14 protein-coding genes are annotated in these 16,349 nt (G+C 59.9%); 7 read left to right on the forward strand and 7 right to left on the reverse strand.

The genetic code is table 11. The features are described from left to right. The first annotated feature begins 44 nt into the window (after window positions 1-44). The 3 genes from B3I26_RS07450 to groL all read left to right on the forward strand — a co-directional run bounded on the left by B3I26_RS07450 (window position 45) and on the right by groL (window position 2,788). Complete coding sequence (locus B3I26_RS07450) at window positions 45-542, forward strand: FxsA family protein (protein WP_296256594.1); 498 nt, start codon at window positions 45-47, stop codon at window positions 540-542. Window positions 543-795: 253 nt separating this feature from the next. Beyond that, window positions 796-1,089, forward strand: a complete 294-nt coding sequence (locus B3I26_RS07455; RefSeq protein WP_296179801.1) for a co-chaperone GroES — start codon at window positions 796-798, stop codon at window positions 1,087-1,089. Between the two features lie 52 nt (window positions 1,090-1,141). Beyond that, entirely contained in the window at window positions 1,142-2,788 is a 1,647-nt protein-coding gene (gene groL, locus B3I26_RS07460) for a chaperonin GroEL (RefSeq protein WP_296256595.1), read from the forward strand. Between the two features lie 314 nt (window positions 2,789-3,102). Here groL and B3I26_RS07465 read toward each other — a convergent pair whose 3' ends face one another. Beyond that, on the reverse strand, window positions 3,103-3,846 hold the full coding sequence (locus tag B3I26_RS07465) for a phosphatase PAP2 family protein (RefSeq protein WP_296256597.1): 744 nt from the start codon (window positions 3,844-3,846) through the stop codon (window positions 3,103-3,105). A gap of 225 nt (window positions 3,847-4,071) precedes the next feature. On the opposite strand from B3I26_RS07465, the gene colR reads away from it, so the two are divergent. The 4 genes from colR to B3I26_RS07485 all read left to right on the forward strand — a co-directional run bounded on the left by colR (window position 4,072) and on the right by B3I26_RS07485 (window position 7,598). After that, window positions 4,072-4,755: a two-component system response regulator ColR gene (gene colR / locus B3I26_RS07470; protein WP_296256599.1), complete on the forward strand. Its 684-nt coding sequence runs from the start codon at window positions 4,072-4,074 to the stop codon at window positions 4,753-4,755. Then, on the forward strand, window positions 4,745-6,034 hold the full coding sequence (locus tag B3I26_RS07475; RefSeq protein ID WP_296256601.1) for a sensor histidine kinase: 1,290 nt from the start codon (window positions 4,745-4,747) through the stop codon (window positions 6,032-6,034). The genes colR and B3I26_RS07475 overlap by 11 nt, the downstream gene beginning before the upstream one ends. A gap of 620 nt (window positions 6,035-6,654) precedes the next feature. Then, the gene (locus tag B3I26_RS07480) at window positions 6,655-7,374 is read left to right on the forward strand and encodes a lipopolysaccharide kinase InaA family protein (RefSeq protein ID WP_296256603.1); all 720 of its coding nucleotides are present in this window, start codon (window positions 6,655-6,657) and stop codon (window positions 7,372-7,374) included. Continuing rightward, on the forward strand, window positions 7,371-7,598 hold the full coding sequence (locus B3I26_RS07485; protein ID WP_296256605.1) for a hypothetical protein: 228 nt from the start codon (window positions 7,371-7,373) through the stop codon (window positions 7,596-7,598). Before B3I26_RS07480 ends, B3I26_RS07485 begins: the two co-directional genes overlap by 4 nt. Before the next feature lie 300 nt (window positions 7,599-7,898). On the opposite strand, the gene B3I26_RS07490 is transcribed toward B3I26_RS07485, so the two are convergent. The 6 genes from B3I26_RS07490 to B3I26_RS07515 all read right to left on the reverse strand — a co-directional run bounded on the left by B3I26_RS07490 (window position 7,899) and on the right by B3I26_RS07515 (window position 16,114). Next, window positions 7,899-8,996, reverse strand: a complete 1,098-nt coding sequence (locus B3I26_RS07490) for a DUF1513 domain-containing protein (protein WP_296256607.1) — start codon at window positions 8,994-8,996, stop codon at window positions 7,899-7,901. A gap of 1 nt (window position 8,997) precedes the next feature. Next, window positions 8,998-10,062, reverse strand: coding sequence for an imelysin family protein (locus tag B3I26_RS07495; RefSeq protein ID WP_296256608.1), 1,065 nt, complete (start codon window positions 10,060-10,062; stop codon window positions 8,998-9,000). A gap of 30 nt (window positions 10,063-10,092) precedes the next feature. Then, window positions 10,093-11,520 carry a di-heme oxidoredictase family protein gene (locus B3I26_RS07500; RefSeq protein WP_296256610.1) on the reverse strand — a complete coding sequence of 476 codons (1,428 nt, stop codon included), beginning with the start codon at window positions 11,518-11,520 and terminating at the stop codon, window positions 10,093-10,095. A 147-nt stretch (window positions 11,521-11,667) separates the two neighbouring features. Continuing rightward, window positions 11,668-12,207, reverse strand: coding sequence for an AP2/ERF family transcription factor (locus B3I26_RS07505; protein ID WP_296256612.1), 540 nt, complete (start codon window positions 12,205-12,207; stop codon window positions 11,668-11,670). 250 nt (window positions 12,208-12,457) lie between these two features. After that, window positions 12,458-13,786, reverse strand: a complete 1,329-nt coding sequence (locus tag B3I26_RS07510; RefSeq protein WP_296256613.1) for an imelysin family protein — start codon at window positions 13,784-13,786, stop codon at window positions 12,458-12,460. A 276-nt stretch (window positions 13,787-14,062) separates the two neighbouring features. Further along, a complete protein-coding gene (locus B3I26_RS07515) occupies window positions 14,063-16,114 on the reverse strand; it encodes a putative bifunctional diguanylate cyclase/phosphodiesterase (protein ID WP_296256615.1) in 2,052 nt (683 codons plus the stop codon). Window positions 16,115-16,349 lie beyond the last annotated feature (235 nt).

Genomic DNA, 16,349 nt, shown 5'->3' on the forward strand with positions numbered 1-16,349 from the left:
CCTAATGTCTACTGGAAGCCTTCTTCCGTTGAGGACACTAATTGATGCGTGCTTTTCTACTGCTTTTATTGCTTTTTCCGGTGCTCGAGCTGTTCGTGCTGGTGAAAGTCGGGATGGCAATCGGCTTTTTGCCGACCTTCCTGTTGGTTGTCGCCGGCTCCATGCTAGGAATCTTTGTCGTGCGGGTCGCAGGGCTTGCGACCGCTATCAGTGCCCGTGCGAGTCTGGCGCGAGGCGAGTTGCCCGCGCAGCAGATGATGGACGGGCTGATGATGACAGTCGGCGGCGGTTTGCTAGTATTGCCCGGCTTTATCAGTGACGTGCTTGGATTGATCTGCCTGATGCCGTTTACTCGCCGGGTGCTCGTTAGCAAGGTGCGCCAGCGCGCCGAAGCGGCAGCCAGTCGCCAGCGAGCCTTTGCCGATGATTTACGTTCGGCAGGGGCGGCCCATCCCGGTGCAGCGCGTCACGGCGCCCGGCGCCCCGACGTGATCGAGGGGGAAGTTATCGAGGGCGAGTTCGAGCCTGTCGATAAAAAGTGATTGCGCTCCACGTCCGGCACGGCACCCCAGGGTGCCGTGTACGTTTTCGCGACCTCACCCTGTATAAAAAAATTCTTCGCCGAGCCTTGTAATCAGCTTGCTCGCCCTTATGTATGGGTCACCGCAAGGTTTCTGGCGCTTTTCGCCAGACCGTATTCTGCGGTTCGCTCGCGAACCGTAACCGGCAAGCCCGGGATGTTAACCGGCCGGTGCCAACACCGGGCGTTCAAAAACCATAATTAGGAGATCGACAATGAAGCTTCGTCCTCTGCATGACCGCGTCGTAATCCGTCGCAGCGAAGAAGAAACCAAGACTGCTGGCGGTATCGTGCTGCCAGGTTCGGCTGCCGAGAAACCGAACCGTGGCGAAATCATCGCCGTGGGTACCGGTCGCATCCTGGACAACGGTGAAGTACGTGCGCTGGCCGTCAAAGTGGGTGACAAAGTGGTGTTCGGCCCTTACTCCGGCAGCAACACTGTGAAAGTAGACGGCGAAGACCTGCTGGTGATGAGCGAGAACGAAATTCTCGCGGTCGTCGAAGGCTGAGTTGATACCTCTCATTTTCCCGTTACTACAAAGTATTTAAGGAATATCGATCATGGCTGCTAAAGAAGTTAAATTCGGTGACGTTGGCCGTAAGAAAATGCTTGCCGGTGTGAACGTCCTGGCTGATGCAGTAAAAGCGACACTGGGCCCGAAAGGCCGCAACGTCATCATCGAGAAAAGCTTCGGCGCTCCTCTGATCACCAAAGACGGTGTATCGGTTGCCAAAGAAATCGAATTGAAAGACCGTTTCGAAAACATGGGTGCGCAGCTGGTCAAAGACGTTGCCTCTCGTGCCAACGACGACGCGGGTGACGGTACTACCACTGCTACCGTTCTGGCGCAGGCCATCGTCAACGAAGGCCTGAAAGCCGTCGCTGCCGGCATGAACCCGATGGACCTTAAGCGCGGCATCGACAAGGCGACCATCGCCATCGTGGCTCAGCTCAAAACGCTGTCCAAACCTTGCACCGACACCAAGGCCATCGCTCAGGTCGGTACCATTTCGGCCAACTCCGATAGCTCCATCGGCGACATCATTGCCGAAGCCATGGAAAAAGTGACCAAGGACGGTGTCATCACCGTTGAAGAAGGTTCGGGTCTGGAAAACGAACTGTCGGTCGTTGAAGGCATGCAGTTCGACCGCGGCTACCTGTCTCCATACTTCATCAACAAGCCAGACACCATGGTTGCCGAACTGGACAGCCCTCTGCTGCTGCTGGTTGACAAGAAGATCTCAAACATCCGCGAAATGTTGCCAGTGCTGGAAGCCGTTGCCAAAGCCGGTCGTCCGCTGCTGATCGTTGCTGAAGACGTTGAAGGCGAAGCCCTGGCGACTCTGGTCGTGAACAACATGCGTGGCATCGTTAAAGTCGCGGCCGTCAAGGCTCCTGGCTTCGGCGACCGTCGCAAGGCCATGCTGCAGGACATCGCTGTCCTGACTGGCGGTACCGTTATCTCCGAAGAGATCGGTCTGAGCCTGGAAAGCACAACCCTGGAACACCTGGGTAATGCCAAGCGCGTCGTGCTGAACAAAGAAAACACCACCATCATCGACGGTGCTGGCGTTAAAACCGATATCGACGGTCGTATCGCCCAGATCCGCCAGCAGATCGGTGACACTTCGTCGGATTACGACAAAGAGAAGCTGCAAGAGCGCCTGGCCAAGCTGTCCGGCGGCGTTGCGGTAATCAAGGTCGGTGCCGGTTCCGAAGTTGAAATGAAAGAGAAGAAAGCCCGCGTTGAAGACGCCCTGCACGCAACCCGCGCAGCCGTTGAAGAAGGCGTGGTACCTGGCGGCGGCGTGGCGCTGGTTCGCTCGCTGCAGGCTATCTCTGAACTGAAAGGCGACAACGCCGATCAGAACGTCGGTATCGCACTGCTGCGTCGTGCCGTTGAAGCACCTTTGCGTCAGATCGTTGCCAACTCGGGCGACGAACCAAGCGTTGTGGTCGATAAGGTCAAGCAGGGTTCGGGTAACTTCGGTTACAACGCTGCTACCGGCGAGTACGGCGACATGATCGAGATGGGTATTCTGGACCCGGCTAAAGTGACTCGCTCTGCGCTGCAGGCTGCGTCGTCGATTGCCAGTCTGATGATCACCACCGAGGCGATGATCGCTGAGATCAAAGAAGATGCTCCAGCTGGCGGTGGCGGTATGCCAGACATGGGCGGCATGGGTGGTATGGGCGGCATGATGTAAGCCAGCCTTGCGCTGATGCATAAAGAACCCCGCCTCGGCGGGGTTTTTTTATGAGTGTTTTTTGGGTATTAGTGGTGGGGTGGTCGTTATATGCGTTTTTTGGGCTGGCGCTGATTAACTGATGAAGGCTCGGCCCCGCGGACTGTTTCGCCCGCAGCGAGTTACCTGGAAAGCCCTTGGTTACTTTTCCGAAAAAAGGTGACGCGCTGTAAGCGTGCAACCGCTAGCCGATCCATCACGGAAAACGAATAGACCCACACAAGCAGCGACGAAACGGGCTCGCTGTAAAAGGAGGGCCGAAGTGCACCTTGCGCTCATCCGGAAACCGGCTGCCCCGCAACGACTCTGTCTTGCTTACCCTCCGGTCTATAAAGCACGGCGTAATAAGCCCCGAGGCAAATCCACCAGCAAAACACCGCCGTCCAGATGTTGTGCGAGAAGAAGTGTGCGCCCTGCAACATGCGCCCTACAGAAAACACGGTGCCCAATCCGAACGCGAAGATCAGTCCCGCCTTGGCAAGGCGCGGGCGGCGGTCACGGAAGACGAAAAACAACGCAAACAGCGTAAAACCCGTTGCCGCATGCCCGCCCGGCCAGCAGCGGCCCGGTTTATCGGTAGGTGGGCGCGGACTGAGCAGTTCGCTGTAGGTTTGCTGACCACCGAACTCAGTCAGGCTCCACGGACACTGAACCGCCGTCACCGCCTTGACCGGCGTGACGAAACTGGTCGACAGCGCCATCGACAACACCAGGCATCCCAGTTCGCGCCTCCAGGGTTTAAGCCGCTCGACGACGAATGCAGCAACGAAGCCTGCAAACGACAGCACGCCTAATGCGATCACCACCTGTTTGGCGCGGTCGTGGAGTACGTTTTCCAGGAAATAGCTGTGCCTGCCCACGAACTGACCTGCCGCAGGGTCGTAAGCTATTCTCGCAATGCTCATGTCCAGGGTGGTCAGTTCCAGCAGCAACAAAACGAGGGCCGTCAACGCCGGGATCCCGAGATAAACCCATAGGTTGATCGGGCGCGAGGCGGGCCGTTCGAAGATCTCGGACATGGTGAATCCTATAGTGCAAGCGGAGCGTAGGAGGGGATCGAACGTATGCGACAGTCTGGGGCGCCCGCTGTCGCCCCGCTGTGAACCGAGAGTGAAAAAAACGTTATGTACAACGACGCTGGCCCTTGGACGCGCATGGCCTTAAGCTGCCGCCACCTCTGACCTGTCGAGTGGGTATTTCATACCCCGGGTTACGCCGACAAACGCATTAGGAGACAGTTACCCATGAGAATTCTGCTGGTCGAAGACAACCGCGATATCCTGGCTAACCTTGCCGATTATCTGGGCCTGAAAGGCTACACCGTGGACTGCGCGCAGGATGGGCTGTCCGGGTTGCACCTGGCGGCGACCGAGCATTACGACTTGATCGTGCTGGACATCATGCTGCCAGGCATCGACGGCTACACCCTATGCAAACGCTTGCGTGAAGATGCGCGCCGCGACACGCCGGTGATCATGCTCACTGCGCGTGACCAGCTCGACGACCGCTTGCAGGGTTTCCGCTCCGGCGCCGACGATTACCTGCTCAAGCCGTTCGCGCTGTCGGAGCTGGCCGCGCGCATTGAAGCGGTACTGCGCCGCAGCCAGGGCGGCGGTCTGCACGCTTTGCAGGTCGCCGACCTGATTTACGATCTTGACACCCTGGAAGTGACCCGCGAAGGGCGCATGCTCAAGCTCAACCCGGTCGGCCTGAAACTACTGGCGGTGCTGATGCGCAAAAGCCCTCATGTGCTTCGCCGGGAAGTCCTGGAAGAGGCCCTTTGGGGCGACGACTGCCCGGACAGCGACAGCCTGCGCAGTCATGTCCACCAACTGCGCCAGGTGATCGACAAACCGTTCGCCAAACCGTTGCTGCAGACGGTGCATGGCGTCGGCTATCGCTTGGCCGAGGGCCGCGATGGAGTTTAAGCAAAGCCTCGCCCAGCGGATCATCATCGCCTTTGCCTTGATGAGCGCGTTGGTAGCCGGGTCTTTCGCCATGGGTATCGTCGCAACTGTCCATCTGGTCGAAGAGAAACTGATTTCCGCCGGCTTGGGCGGTGACCTGACGCGCCTGCTGCTGATGGACAGCGTCGAGGACTGGAGCCATCGCCCTGAGCCTGACCAGCTGTTTTATTTCAGCGGCGGGCCGGGCGATTTCGAACTGCCCAAGGATTTACGCCATCTGGAGCCCGGCTTTCACGAAGTGTTCCGGGGGCCGTTGTCCTACCACGCGATGGTCGAGGTGGTCGACGGGCGGCATTACGTCCTATTGCAGGATCAAAGCGATTTCGAAGAGCGCGAACGTGTGCTGTTCGCGGTCGTGCTGGTGGGCTTCGTGCTGGCACTGGCGCTGGCGGTAGTTCTGGGCTGGGTGCTGGCGCGCCGGGTGATGGCGCCGGTGGTCAGGCTGGCTCGTCAGGTGCGCCATCGTGATCAGTTGCTCGGCCTCGCACCGCCGCTGGCGCCGGATTATGCCGCTGATGAGGTAGGTGAGCTGGCCGTGGCCTTCGACGCCACGCTGGGGCGCCTGCGCGATGCACTGACACGCGAGCGGATGTTCACCAGCGACGTCAGCCACGAACTGCGAACCCCATTGATGGTGCTTGCCAGCTCGTGCGAGCTGCTATTGGAAAATCCGGCGCTGGATCAGCGTGCGCGGGCGCAGGTCGAACGGGTAGGGCGCGCCTGTGAGGAAATGCGCGACCTGGTGCAGACTTTTCTTATGCTGGCTCGCACTCAGCGCGATGACCCCGGTATGAATCCACAGTTGTCCCTGCAAGGCGCTGCCCAGCAGCTGCTGACGCTCTGGCGTGAGCCGATCGAAGCCAAGGGTCTGCGTTTGGAGTACTACCCTGACCGCGCTTCGGAAACCTCGTATAACGCCACGTTCCTGTATGCCGTCATGGGCAACCTGCTGCGCAACGCGCTGCACTACACCGATCAAGGGTTCATTCGACTTATCCTGTTGCCCGACGGCTTCACCGTTGAGGATTCCGGAGTGGGCATTCCGGAAGAGAAACGCGAAGCGATGTTTCAGCCCTTCGTGCGGGGCAATGAAAAGCGTGGGGAAGGTCTCGGCCTGGGCTTGTCTCTGGTTCAGCGCATCTGCGAGAACCAGGGCTGGACGGTGAGCCTCGACACCATGGAGCCAAACGGCTGCCGCTTCATCGTCGAGTTCCCGAAAACGACGGGCGCCAAAGGCTGACCCCGGTTGCGTTTGAATGTATAGGCTATGTAAATGTTGCTGCGATTCGAAGGTTTCCAGCCCTATGCTTGCGCTATTGTCTGGAAATACTTCGTAACATCCGTGCGGCACGTGGAATGTTTTTTTCACATCCCGATCACCTGAGCATGACGCCAGCCCGCTTAGTTTTGGCTGTCTCACCTTCAGATGATGCGGCCTTGGGTATACGGATCTAGCTCTTTTTTTCGCAACTATGATAAAGAGCACGACAGAAAATATTTACGCAGACACAGGGACGTAACGGCCTGACGATGGTCTGATCGTCGCGACAAACAGCTGGCCCCCCCGCCTGTTGACACTGTCGGGCGAGCCGTGACGGGATCTGGACTGCCCTGCCGCTGGCCGTTCCTGGACGCTGCTGGCGTTATCGTTTCGCTCTGGTGGGCGCAAACTTCAGGCCCAAAAACGCAGGCGTGCCGAAAGTACCTGCGGGAAGGAGGGGTAGCTGACCGGCTCTATGCTTACCGGTGGCCACCGTTGAAAACGAATTCAAAAAGGCAGGATTTGCATCCGGGATCGCCCGGGCTTCCCGCCTTTGTACGCCAAGTGGCGTGTGTATCTATTACGTAAGAGGAAACAGGATGGCCGTGGATTTTGCAGCAGAATTGACCGTTCCCGCCAAGGACCGTTTTGCCTATTTCTGGAATACCAAGGGCGATTGGGTAGAAGAGCCCAATGTCCGTCGTGGTGGTGAAAGCGGCGTACAGCGTGTCGTGTCGGAGAATGGCCGGCTGCTGTACGTCAAACGCCAGGTCGGGCACATCTATCGCAGTTGGCTGCACCCGTTCGGTCGTCCGACGGTGTTGCGCGAACGTGACGCGTTGGAAGGATTGCGCCAGCTCAACGTCAACGTTGCGCGCATCGTGTTTTGCGGCGCCGAGCGCGACGAGAACAACCAGTGGCGGGCCTTACTGGTGACCGCAGCACTGGACGGCTTCGACGAGTTCGAAAACTGGCTCAAAGCCGGTGGCCGCGAACAGTACGGTGAGGCCGTCTACGAACAGATGCTCAAGGAGCTGGCCATCAACCTTGCGCGTATGCACAAGGGGCGCTGGCAACACAGTTGCATCTACATCAAGCACGTTTTCGTGCGGGTGGTCGGTGAAGGCGCCAATGCCAAACCCGAAGTGGCGTTGCTGGATCTGGAAAAGTGCCGTCAACGTTTGACTGCTTATGGCGCGGCTCAGCATGACATGAAGCAACTGCGCCGCCACTCGTCGTTTCAATCAGCGGACTGGAGCAAGCTCGTCTACTTTTACGAGACGGCGTTTGGCAGCCCTATCAAAGGTTTAGATCGATGAAGCTAGAAGTCGCTCGAGGTTTGTTTTTAGTCGGGGCACTGGGTGTCGCATCCATTGCCATGGCGGCTTGGGAACAGCCCAAGGCGCAGATTCTGAGCGCAGTGCACGGTGAGGGAAGGTGTCCGTTGCCGCGCGTGGCGAAGGTGGTCTCGCCCGTACGCCCGGATCACGACCTTCTGCTGTTTATGTTTGGCCTAGCCCAGGGATCGGGGCCGCAGAGCTGAAGTTACCCTTCGATTGAAAGGCCCCGATGATTCGGGGTTTTTTGGGGTGGCTTGGGATCGTTATGTGATGCCCTGCGGGCCTATCGCGGGGCAAGCCCGCTCCTACATTTGTTGCAACGTGCCAGGGCCAGATGGACCGAGTTGGCGGCCTTGGTGCGAATTCGCGGATGATGGGCGTTTGCCTTTAAGGCGTTCAACCCGATCTGCCGGAACGCGGAATGTTGCAGACGATGCAGGAGCGGGCTCGCCCGCGATAGGTCCGCAGGGCATCAACGTGACGCCCTCAAGCCACCCCCCGCGTCAGACCACATGCAGATGGTTGTCCCACAACCCTGTCGGCAGGTCCAGCGGCTGCGCGACCAGTGTGCGCTGGCGACAATCGTAGAAACGGCAGCGGCCTTGGCCCGAAGTGACGACAAAACCGTCGGCGACCGCACCGACGCCCGCGCAATCGGGCAGGGGGGCATCGAGTTTCAGCGCGCCGCTGTCCAGATCCCAAATGAAGAAACGATTGCCGCGCGGTGCGGTTAAGGCCACCAGTCGCAAGGGGTCATGCACGGCGACACTGGCGGTGTAGTGCGCCATGGCCTGCAGTTGCTGTTCGGCCACCGGAAACGCCTGAAACGGCTGCCCCGGTCGCTTGATCGCCAACAGCTCGGCAGCCTCGTGGGACGGTCCCATGAACTGCTGTCCGGTCACGATGGTGCCGTCGCTGGCAATTGCCATATGCCGCACGCTGTTCATCTGCTGCGACAGGCTTTCCTTACTCAACAGCGTGCCGTCACGCTGCATCAATACCAGGCTCGGCTGCATGGCATCGAGGTTCATTTCGACGCGGCTCTCCGCCTCGGTACGAATGCCGCCGTTGGCCACCACCAGCGTTTCGCCATCCGGCAACCACGACACCTGATGCGGACCGATACCGTGGGTGGAAATCTCGCCCGCACGCTGCAGACGCTCGCCGACGAATTGGTACACACCCAGCACGCCGCGGCCCGGATCGGTGATGTCGTTCTCAGTAGCGTAGAGCCATTTGCCGCTATTGTGGATCACAGCGTGGCCGTAGAAATGCCGGTCGGGTGACGAACTGACGGTTTGCAGCAAGCGCCCATCGCGCAGGTCGATCAGGTAACTTTCGGTGCCCGGCCGCCTGGCGACGAACAGGGCGATCGGCAGTTGCGGGTGATCGATGATGTCGTGGCAGCGCTGGGCGACCTGGGTGGCGAACACCCGAGTGCCATCCACGCGATAGCCCACGGCGTAGTGCCGACCGTTACTGTCGTCGCGGGCCGATAGCAGCAGTGGACCTGCGCTTTTGTTCGTGAACAGCGTCCAACCGCCCAAGGTGCAAGCGCTGAGAATGAGGCTGCCGAGCGCCAAAGCCTGACGTCGCAACATATCAGTCACCATCGTTGGCGTTGAAGCCCAGCTGGATGCCCAGTGCTCTGGCCAGTTCGCCTTCCTGCAGGCGGTGGACCACGTTGAGGCTGTCGTAGAACGCATTCAGTTGCTCGCGACCCTGTTCAGTGGCCAGCAGGTCGGCCAACGGCGGCTTCAGGGCGGCCAGCTGTTTGCGACTCTCGGCGTAGGCGGCATCGATCCTTTCGGCCAGCGGTTTGTATTCAGTGGGCAATAGCCCACGCAAGCCCTTGTTGTCCACACCCGACCACACCGTTTCGGCACTTTCCAGGCTGGCCTGCAAGCTGCTCAGGGACGCATTGCTGCGCCAGGTTTCGGCCTGGAACGGCTGCGGCACGCCCTTGGACTGGCGGCCCAGCGGGGTGCCGAGTTTCTTCTTCAGGGTGTCCAGTGCGGTGACCTGCGCGCGCAGCAGTTCGGCGATGGCTTCGTGGGAGTCGGCGTAGCGTTGATTGGGAAATTTGCTGAGCTGCGCGAGCATGCCGTCGGTGCTGTTCCAGCGGTTGAGCATTTCTTCGGCCAGAGCCTTCTGGCGATTGCCGATGGCGGTCAGCAACGGGCAGTAGCGGGCTTTCTGCTCAGCGCTGGCCATATCGATCCCGGCGTCGAACAGGATGTATTCATAAGCCGAAAGGCCCTGCACCACGACGCTGGACTTGGCCAACGCCTCAGCGTCGATCTGCGGCTGGGCGGTGACCAGTTGCTCGACCTGACGGCCAACCAGATTCTTCTTGTCAGGCCAGAACTGGACCTGCCATGCGCGGTTGCCCTCTGCCAGTGGACCAATCAGTAATGGCTGCAGCTGAGCCCAGGCTTTTTGCGCGTGCAGAAAATCGGCGCGGGCGGTGTTCAGGTCCGATTTGCCCTCGCAGAAGGCCAGCGCGCTGACGGCCAGCTGTCGGTCAGCGTCGACCCAACCGCTGTAGGTCGGCAGGATCACTTGTTTGGCAATGGCGGCAGACGTCACCGCCTGCGGATCCGAAGGCGCACAGGCACCCAGGGCGAGCGCGGCGAGGCTGGTGAACAACAGCGTGGGACGGAACATGTCCGGCTCCTTATGTTTCAGAAATGATGTTTACAGGGAGTTCAGGAACGCGAGCAGGGCGGCGCGCTGTTGCTCATCGAAAGCCAGCACCTGACGTTGTGCCGGCAATGCCTCCCCTCCGTGCCAGAGCACCGCTTCCATGAGGTTGCGGGCGCGGCCGTCGTGCAGGAACCGGGTATGCCCGCTGACGGTTTCGGTCAGCCCGATGCCCCACAAAGGCGCGGTGCGCCACTGTCGGCCGCTGGCCTGGAACTCACTGAGGTTATCGGCCAGTCCTTCGCCCATGTCGTGCAGCAGCAGGTCGGTGTAAGGGCGAATCACCTGGTTCGCCAGCTCCGGCTCGGCGGCGTCGGTTGCGGTAGTAAATTGCGGTGTATGACACTGCTGGCAACCGGCCTTGAAGAACAGATTCTTGCCTTGCAGCACCTGCGGGTCGGCTACATCGCGCCGCGCCGGGACCCCTAGGTTGCGGGTGTAGAAGGTGATCAATCGCAGGATGTTGTCGCTGACCTCAGGCTCGCCATTGGGCCCTTTGCCGCTGGGAGCCTGGAGGCAGGCGGTTTGTGAAGGGGTGCAATCGTCGGCGGGCCTCAGGGTCGTGGTCAGGCCCATGTCACCGGCCAGCGCATGGACGTTCTGCTGCTGGATGCTGGGCTGCGAGGCTTTCCAACCGAACCGGCCGAGCACCGGTTTCTGCTGTGCGTCATCCCAGACCCTGTTCGGCGTGCCGGTGATACCGGTGCCATTGCGGTTGTCGGGATTGGCATTGGCCAGAATCGCCGCTTCCGGGATTGCCTCCAGCAGACCCAGGCCGATCATTGGCGGGGCGATGCGTGCCGAAGTGCGGGCCTGGGGGTGTATCGGGCCGTAGCCGAGCTGGGTTATACGCAGGGTAGGGCGACGCAGGTGAGCCGGTGTGCCGTCGCGGAAATGCACGGTCATCGAGTCGTACTCGACGCGCACCTTGGCTTCCGGGGTGATGCCGGGAATCGCCATGTCCTGCAACTGGATGCCGTACACCGGCTCGGGGGTCAGCCCCAGCTTTCGAAGGCGATCGGCGTAAGCCGGGTCATCGGGAATGGATAGCCGGACCAGCATCGATACCGCATTCTCAGCGCCGGGCTCGGGCGGGTGGCCGCGACCGTCCTTGATGTGGCAGTTCTGACAGGCATTGGTGTTGAACAGTGGTCCGAGGCCATCGCGCGCGGTGGTGGTGGAGGGGGCGATCACCCATGGGTTGCGGAAGAAACTGTTACCCGCGCTGAAGTCCAGACGACGTGTGGGCGAGAGATTGGCAGAGGGCGAGGAGAATGCATTACGGTCACTGCGATTGACGGTCGCAGCACCTGCCGATTGTGATTCGCCAGGCTGCGCAGCGGTGAAACGCGGGGCGTCGTCGCACCCGCCAAGGGCGCAAGCCATCAGCAGGGAGAACCAAAGACGGAACCGCGCAGCCATACACATCCTGCATAGGGGTGGAAATCGGGGCGAGCAAGCTTAACAGCCCCGTCTTTGACGAATAAGAGGGATTTGCGTTTGTAAGTGCCTCTCGAAACGTGTTGTAACCAATTCGCTGGCAGGCGGGTGCCTGACCAGCGAGCGGGCTCAAATCCCGGTAATTTCCAATGACGGGTTTTCCACCATGAGTTGCATCAAACGGCGTTCGCCTTCCACCACCTTGAATGATCGGTAATCGCCGATGCTGTCCAACTGCCGCTCGCGCTCGCGTATGGCCAACTCCTTGGCCCGCTCATAGCCGTAATATTCGACTCTGAACGACTTGGTCACGCTGCTGCCGTTGCGCAACGTGGTGCGCGCCACCCAATACGCGATGCCGGTGTAACAGCGATAATGCACGCCGGGATAGCCGCTGGTGTTGGTGGCGATGATGCGTTGGCGAACGTCACGGCTGAGCTTGGGCAGGTGCGTCAGTATCAGTTCATCGCGGCAGGCATCGGCGGCCTGGCGGGCTGCTTCTCGTCCACCATAACGAGAGAATGAGAAGAGTCTATTGAAGGTCCTGCCATCGCGATAAATGGTCACTTTCCAGGCGCGCGGCCCCTTGATACCGACCAGCAGATGGATTCCGTAATTGTTGGCTTTGTGCTTGCTGACACGGCGTCGTTTCTTGTTTCCTTTGGGCACTGTCTGTCTCCTCCTGGATGGGATGGGGTCAAGGAAGTGCGCATGATCGACGGCCACTTGGGGGCGTTCAATCCGACAAACAGTGAACAGGAAACTCCCTACAGAACTTACGGATCGGTCCTCGAAACTCCCGTGGTTACTAGGGCAGGCGAGCCTGGTTCGCAGGCAAAAACAGCCAGCCCGGATACGGGTTGGCTGTTATTCGCAGCTCATCTGACCACGCTTTTAGGGGATGGAGCAGGAGCGTCGATCAGAACGCGTGATCGGCGTTGTCCGGGTTCAGATCGGTGATGCCCAGCCTGGCTGCGGCTTGCTCGATGGCAGCGGTCTGTTTTACCAGCGCGGCAATCGCATCGCGAACGACCTGATTGCCTGCGGTGTTGCCAGCGGCGATCAATTGGTCGAAGTGTTCGCCCTTGTTGGCGTGATCGACGATGACCTGGAGTCTGGCCTGAGTGGCGTCCAGATCGGCGCGCAGGGTGCTGTCGGTGGCGGCGTCAACGTTGGCGACCAGCGAGGACAGGCTTGGACCGCTGACCTTGCTGCCGTCCACGCGAGTGTATTGGCCCAGGTAAACGTTGCGGATGCCCAGGCCGTTGTAGAAGTGTGAGTTATGCGTGTTGTCGCTGAAGCAGTCGTGTTCGTCTTCGCTGGAATTGGCTTCCAGCGCGACCTTCATGCGTTCGCCCGCCAGTTCGCCCAGCGACAGGCTGCCCATGCCGAACAGTATTTTACGCAGGCCGCTTTCGCCCGACTCTGCTTCCAGCGTCGCTCGGTAATTGTCGGCGACCCCCGGTTTCCAGTTGCCGACCATCTCCTCCAGATCACTGACCAGCAGGTCGGTGACGGCTTTTAGATACGTGCGACGACGCTCGTTATGCCCGCCGGTAGCGCCGGCGCCTTCAAGGTAATCGCTGGCAGGACGCTCGCCGGCGCCGGTGCCGGTGCCGTTTAGGTCCTGGCCCCAGAGCAGGAATTCGATAGCGTGATAGCCGGTAGCGACGTTAGCTTCGGAACCACCCAGCTCGTTCAGGCTGGCCAGTTTCTCGGGAGTGATTTCGCTGACATCGACCGTGTCTTCGCCCACCTGCACCGACGTGTTTGCGATGATGTTAGCGGTTGCGCCGGGGTTGCCCAACGCATGCTGGTAGTCCATGGCGACATAGTCGATCAGGCCCTCGTCCAGCGGCCAGGCGTTCACCTGACCTTCCCAGTCATCGATGATGGTATTGCCGAAGCGAAACACCTCGCTCTGCATGTACGGGATGCGTGCGGCCAGCCAGGCATCGCGCGCGGCGTTGAGGGTTTGATCGCTGGGTGCCGCGAGAAAGGCGTCAATGGCGGTGCCGAGTGTCTTCGCGGTGGATTCGGCGTCACTGAATACGGCGAACACGATATTGGCGTAGTTCGCGACCACAGCCTTGGCGGCGGTATCGCTGATCGGCGCTGGCGGGGCTGCAACGGCGGCAGTCGGAGCGGTATTGGCAGTAGCGGCGGGCTTGTCCTTGCCTTGGTCACAACCAGCCAAGGCGATAGCGATGGCCAGCAGACTGGCACTAGCCAGGGGCGTACGAATCATGACGGAATCCTGCTTCGAAGAAGTGTGTGAACGATGGCGAGCGCCACAAAAAGCCGCGCAATAATGCGAAGGATTTGCATTCGGTGTAAAGGCAAAACGCCTTGTTCATGGCGGGGGAGGTATTTCAAGCTGTTACGGGGCATTGAAGGGGGGCTTGTCAGGCAGTGATAACCGGTGGCCAGCCCCTGCGCTTGGTGCTGGTGATTTTCAACGCTCTGGCCGTTGGCAAGCGGACTGCTACAGGCAGACTGCCATACGGCCGGTGTGCCGAGCGCTCTACAACACCCCGACGTGCGTGCGATGCGCCTGCTTCAGATAAGCCAGCAACTCCCGTGCGGGCAATGGCTTGCTGTAGAAATAGCCTTGGCCTTCGTGGCAACCCTCAGAGATGATGTAAGCCTCTTGTTCGACGGTTTCAACGCCTTCGGCAATCACCTGCATCCCCAGGCTTTTGCCCAACTGAATGATGGCCCGCACAATAGTGGCGTCGTCATCATCGTCGATCAGGTCTTGCACGAAGCTCTTGTCGATTTTGATCTTGTCCAGCGGCAGGCTTTTGAGGTAGCTCAAAGACGAATAGCCAGTGCCGAAGTCATCGATGGCGATTAACGCCCCGGAGCGGCGCAGGCTAAGCAAATGCTGGGCGGCGGTGCTGATGTCCTCCATCAAGCCGGTTTCGGTAACCTCCAGTTCCAGGCTGCGCGGCGGTAGCCGATAGATCTGCAAAAGGTTATTGACCACCCTTGGCAGTTCGGCGTGGTGCAGCTGCACAGTGGATAGGTTGACCGCCATGCGCAGGTCGCTGAAACCCTGATCGTGCCACTCGCGCAGCTGCTTGCAGGCCTGATCCAGCACCCACTCGCCAATGGCGATGATGGTGCCGTTCTGCTCGGCCAGGGGGATGAACTGGTCCGGGGGCACGAAACCGTGCTCCGGGTGCGTCCAGCGAATCAGCGCTTCGACCCCCACTACGCGCTGGTCGCGGTAGCTGATCTGCGGCTGATAAACCAGATGAAACTGATCACGGACCAGCGCTTCGCGCAGGTCTTTTTCCAGTTCACGGCGACGACGCATCTCGCTGTCGACGCTGGCGATGTAGAACTGATAGCGGTTGCGCGAACGGGTCTTGGCCAGGGTCATGGTTTGTTCGGCTTTCTGCAGCAGCTTTTCGGTACTGTCGCCGTCTTCCGGGAACAGGGTGATGCCGATGGTGGCGCGCAGGCGAATTTCTTCTCCGTCCACTGCGAACGGCGCTTCCAGGTCGTCGAGGATGTTCTGCGCCAGTTCGGCTGCTTCGTAAGGTTGTTCGATGTCGGCCTGGACCAGCGCGAACTGATCGCCCCCCAGACGCGCCAGTGCGCCCAGACGACCGCTATGCCCGCGCAAACGGTCAGCCAATGCCAGCAGCAACTGGTCGCCTGCCTGGTAACTGAATTGCTCGTTGATGCCTTTGAAGTCGTCAAGGCCCACACACAGCACGGCGACGCGGTGCTGCACACGGCCGCAGTCCACCAGTATTCTGTCCAGTTGCTGCTGCAATTGCTGGCGATTGGGCAGGCCGGTGAGGAAGTCGTACTGCGCCATGCGCAACAGGCTCGATTCGGCCTCGTGACGCAAGTTGGTATTGCGTTCAATCGAGGCGAGCAACTGGTTGGCGGTCCTGACCCATACGCCCAATTCGTTTTTTTCGTGACCCTTAAGCAGCGGCAGTAGATGTTCACTGGGGCGGTCAGGGTTGATACTCGTCAGGTGTTCAAGGATGCGCGACAGCGGTTTGGTCAACAGCCAGTGATAGACCAGATACAACACCAGACCCATCGCCAGTGCACGCAGTACGCCGGAGATGAAGATGATCATCGAGTTGATCAGGAACCCTTCGCCATAGGTGGCGGTGTCCAACGTGATGCGCAGGTCGCCGTAATACTCGCTGTACGGGCTGCGGCCCACCAGTTGGGTGGTGAAACTGCGTTCCTGGCCGAGAATCGGATCGGTCAGCCAGCGAGTAGGGGATGGCGTAAGGTCGCGAGATTTTTCCGCGAGCAGGGTTTCATTGGGATGCCCGATGGACGCCACGCGCACGGCCTTGTCCTGGAACAGTCCTTCGATGACCTGCATGCCCATTTCCCGGTCCAGGCTGTAGACCGCCTGGGTGGACGGGTCGCGGAACATGTCCAGAATCCGCTCCGCGTCAGTGGCGACGGCCTGCCGGGTCTTGTAGGCGTCGTAGACGATTTGTGCGCAACTAAGCACGACGCCCACCACCAGCGCCGACAGCAGCACCACACGCAGCAGCTTCACCGACAAGCTGTTTTTGAGTTCCAGCTTCAAATGGGCATTCCTTCATCCATGCTGGCTTGCTAGCATTGGCAATGCAAACCGTGGCGTCAAGGTCGTGAAACACCCCTGACTTGTTTCATTTGGATAACGATTCACGCGCGGGCAAGTAGGGCGATCGATTATGGGGCGGTGAGCAGCGAGACGGACCTGGACGTTGCTTCGTAAACCCAAGCCGAGGCTGATATTAGTCCGCTAGCGTTTGCTGACAATACATAAAGACGAACAG

Origin of the sequence: Pseudomonas sp. UBA5706, assembly GCF_002419965.1 — a bacterium.
Taxonomy (GTDB): domain Bacteria; phylum Pseudomonadota; class Gammaproteobacteria; order Pseudomonadales; family Pseudomonadaceae; genus Aquipseudomonas.

Excerpts from the sequence above, each read along its gene's own strand:
- B3I26_RS07495 (WP_296256608.1), bottom strand. The coding sequence starts at position 10,062 with ATGTTCCGTCCCACGCTGTTGTTCACCAGCCTCGCCGCGCTCGCCCTG.
- groL (WP_296256595.1), top strand. The coding sequence starts at position 1,142 with ATGGCTGCTAAAGAAGTTAAATTCGGTGACGTTGGCCGTAAGAAAATG.
- B3I26_RS07465 (WP_296256597.1), bottom strand. The coding sequence starts at position 3,846 with ATGTCCGAGATCTTCGAACGGCCCGCCTCGCGCCCGATCAACCTATGG.
- B3I26_RS07475 (WP_296256601.1), top strand. The coding sequence starts at position 4,745 with ATGGAGTTTAAGCAAAGCCTCGCCCAGCGGATCATCATCGCCTTTGCC.
- B3I26_RS07480 (WP_296256603.1), top strand. The coding sequence starts at position 6,655 with ATGGCCGTGGATTTTGCAGCAGAATTGACCGTTCCCGCCAAGGACCGT.
- B3I26_RS07490 (WP_296256607.1), bottom strand. The coding sequence starts at position 8,996 with ATGTTGCGACGTCAGGCTTTGGCGCTCGGCAGCCTCATTCTCAGCGCT.
- B3I26_RS07450 (WP_296256594.1), top strand. The coding sequence starts at position 45 with ATGCGTGCTTTTCTACTGCTTTTATTGCTTTTTCCGGTGCTCGAGCTG.
- B3I26_RS07510 (WP_296256613.1), bottom strand. The coding sequence starts at position 13,786 with ATGATTCGTACGCCCCTGGCTAGTGCCAGTCTGCTGGCCATCGCTATC.
- B3I26_RS07455 (WP_296179801.1), top strand. The coding sequence starts at position 796 with ATGAAGCTTCGTCCTCTGCATGACCGCGTCGTAATCCGTCGCAGCGAA.
- colR (WP_296256599.1), top strand. The coding sequence starts at position 4,072 with ATGAGAATTCTGCTGGTCGAAGACAACCGCGATATCCTGGCTAACCTT.
- B3I26_RS07500 (WP_296256610.1), bottom strand. The coding sequence starts at position 11,520 with ATGGCTGCGCGGTTCCGTCTTTGGTTCTCCCTGCTGATGGCTTGCGCC.
- B3I26_RS07485 (WP_296256605.1), top strand. The coding sequence starts at position 7,371 with ATGAAGCTAGAAGTCGCTCGAGGTTTGTTTTTAGTCGGGGCACTGGGT.